Origin of the sequence: Rubrivirga sp. (assembly GCF_049648075.1) — a bacterium.
In the GTDB taxonomy this organism is placed as follows: Bacteria; Bacteroidota; Rhodothermia; order Rhodothermales; family Rubricoccaceae; genus Rubrivirga.
Genome location: NZ_JBARYR010000363.1, coordinates 1 through 2490 on the forward strand (window position 1 = coordinate 1; position 2490 = coordinate 2490).

The window sequence follows — 2490 nt, forward strand, 5'->3', positions numbered from 1 at the left end:
CGGGCCGGACCTCGAGGATGCGTACGCGGAGGCGCTCGCGGCGATGGCCGACGACCTCAACACGCCCATCGCGCTCGCGGCCGCGCTCCGTGGCGCATCGGCCGTCGTCAAGGCCGACCGGGCAGAGCCGCTGAGCGGAGCATCCTCGAGGTCGGCCAAGGCGTTCTTGGACCGGGCCGACGCGCTGCTGGGCATCGTCCGGTCCCAGGCTCCCGCCCTCGAGGTCGCGTCCGACGACGACTTCGAGGCCGAGGTGGACGCCCTCCTTCAGCAACGAGAGGAGGCCCGCGCGGCCAAGGACTGGGCTCGCGCCGACGAGATCCGCGCCCGAGTGGACGCGTTGGGCGTCGAGGTCATGGACACGCCGTCTGGGCCGACGTGGCGCCGCGCCTAGCCTCGAGGCCGAGGCCGCATCACAGGTCGGTCTGTTCGCCCGCGAGGTCGCCCCCCGAGACAGTCTCTCTTTCACCCCACGACTTCTGATGCCCCTCGACGCTTCCGATTACTCCGCCCTCGAGGGCGGTCTGGTTCGCATGCTGGATCGCCTCCAGGCTGAAGGGACCGCGACGAAGGACCTCGAGGCCGATCAGTACCTGCGCGACGAGCCGGCGGCCGTGGTGCTCGGCCTGCTCTACGACCAGCGCGTCCTGGCCGAGACGGCGTTCCTCGGTCCGTTCCGGCTCCGCGAGCGGCTGGGCCACCTCGACCTGCGCCAGATTGCGGACATGGACCGAGAGGCCTTCTCCGAGGTGTTCGTGCAGTCGCCCGCGATCCACCGGTTCACGAATAAGATGGTGGACACGACGCAGTCCGTCGCCCGGTCCATCGCCGACGACTACGACGGCGACGCGTCGCAGCTCTGGGCCGATGGCGACAACGCGACCGTCGAGCGCCGACTTCGAAAGCTTCCTGGCTTCGGACCGCAAAAGGCTGCGAAGCTCAAGTACTGCCTCTACTACTTCGGGCACCGTGACTTAAGCGAGCCGGACGAGGGCTAACGGGCGGTCGCGGTCCGTGTGAAACCGCTTACCTCCCGAACCGCTGAGCACCCGCCGCGTTGGGAGGGGCGCCATGCCCCACCTCGACGTCCCCCCCTGGGCCTGGGTCGCGTTCAACGCTTACGTGATCGCGCTCCTCCTGCTGGACCTCCTCGGGTTCAACAAGAAGGCCCACGTGATCCATTGGCGTGAAGCCGCCTGGCTCTCGGCGTTCTTCGTCGCCGCCTCGCTCGCGGTCAACGCGGTCATCTGGTGGGCCGGCAACGAGCAAGGCCTGGGGAACGGGCCGGGGCTCACCTTCCTGACGGCGTACCTCGTCGAGAAGTCGCTCTCGGTCGACAACCTGTTCGTGATCGCGGTGCTGTTCGGGTACTTCGCCGTCCCGGCCCGCTATCAGCACCGGGTGCTGTTCTGGGGCATCTTCGGCGCGATCGTGATGCGCGCGTTCATGATCCTGTTGGGCGTCGCGTTGGTGGACCGGTTCCACTGGGTGCTCTACATCTTCGGCGCGTTCCTCGTCCTGACGGGACTTCGGATGTTCCGCGAGGTCGAAGAGGAAGAGGACTTGTCCCAGAACAAGGTGCTCAACCTGTTGCGCCGCGTGATCCCGGTGACGAAGGAGTACCACGAGGAGCACTTCTTCGTCCGCCACAAAGGCAAGCTGATCGCGACGCCGCTGTTCTTGGTCCTGGTCATGATCGAGCTAACGGACGTCGTGTTCGCGGTCGACTCGATCCCGGCCATCCTGGGGATCACGACCGATCCGTTCCTGGCCTACTCCTCGAACATCCTGGCCGTCGTCGGGCTGCGGGCGCTGTACTTCCTGCTGGCCGGCGTCATCGAGCGGATCCGCTACCTCCACCTGGGGCTGGCTGCCGTGCTGGTCTTTATCGGCGCCAAGATGCTGCTGGAGCCGTTCCTGGAGGGTTGGGGCATCCACATCCCGACGTGGGTCTCGCTGGTCGTCGTGACGTCGTGCATCACGGGCGCCGCGCTGTTCTCGTGGCTCGCCACCGTCCGCGAGCGGCGCGCTGTCATCGCGCCCCCGCCGGGAGCCCCGACACCGCCGGGGCAGCCCGACATCCCAGACGTGCAGGGCGACGGGACGGCGACCGAGGCCCCCGTCATCGACCGGGAAACGTAGCGGCTCCGCGTCCTCGAGGACGGCTACTCGACCTCGATGACGAACACGTGGTGGAGGTGACCCGGCCGCGTCGAGACGTGCGACCGGCCGCTTGGGCGCCCGCCCGTCGCCATCGAGGTCGAGATGGCGGTGTGTCCGGTTTGGGCCGCTGGAGCGGTCGTGATCGTGTGCGTCTGGCCCGGCGCGTTGGGGTCGTAGACCTCGAGGACGGCGCTGAGCGCCCCGGTCCGGTCGATGCCGAACGCGACCACCTGGTGGAGCGAGAACGGATCGGGGGCGTCGCCCACCAGCCCTAGGACGACGGGACGGCCGCCCTCGAGGGCGGCCTCGGTGCGGTCGAGCTCGGCC

At 68.6% G+C, this 2490-nt stretch carries 3 protein-coding genes and 1 pseudogene; 3 read left to right on the forward strand and 1 reads right to left on the reverse strand.

Annotated features, from left to right (window positions below; genetic code table 11):
• From WBA11_RS10630 to WBA11_RS10640, 3 genes are all read left to right on the forward strand, one after another.
• The coding region (locus WBA11_RS10630) for a CysS/YqeB C-terminal domain-containing protein (RefSeq protein ID WP_424520666.1) at nt 1–394 on the forward strand (394 nt) is incomplete at its 5' end.
• Between the two features lie 88 nt (nt 395–482).
• Nucleotides 483–998 carry a hypothetical protein gene (locus tag WBA11_RS10635; protein WP_424520667.1) on the forward strand — a complete coding sequence of 172 codons (516 nt, stop codon included), beginning with the start codon at nt 483–485 and terminating at the stop codon, nt 996–998.
• A 73-nt stretch (nt 999–1071) separates the two neighbouring features.
• Nucleotides 1072–2142 carry a TerC family protein gene (locus WBA11_RS10640; RefSeq protein WP_424520668.1) on the forward strand — a complete coding sequence of 357 codons (1071 nt, stop codon included), beginning with the start codon at nt 1072–1074 and terminating at the stop codon, nt 2140–2142.
• 23 nt (nt 2143–2165) lie between these two features.
• On the opposite strand, the pseudogene WBA11_RS10645 reads toward WBA11_RS10640, so the two are convergent.
• Nucleotides 2166–2490 (reverse strand): annotated as a pseudogene (locus WBA11_RS10645) (hypothetical protein); the annotation flags it as partial.

Excerpts from the sequence above, each read along its gene's own strand:
- WBA11_RS10635 (WP_424520667.1), top strand. The coding sequence starts at position 483 with ATGCCCCTCGACGCTTCCGATTACTCCGCCCTCGAGGGCGGTCTGGTT.
- WBA11_RS10640 (WP_424520668.1), top strand. The coding sequence starts at position 1,072 with ATGCCCCACCTCGACGTCCCCCCCTGGGCCTGGGTCGCGTTCAACGCT.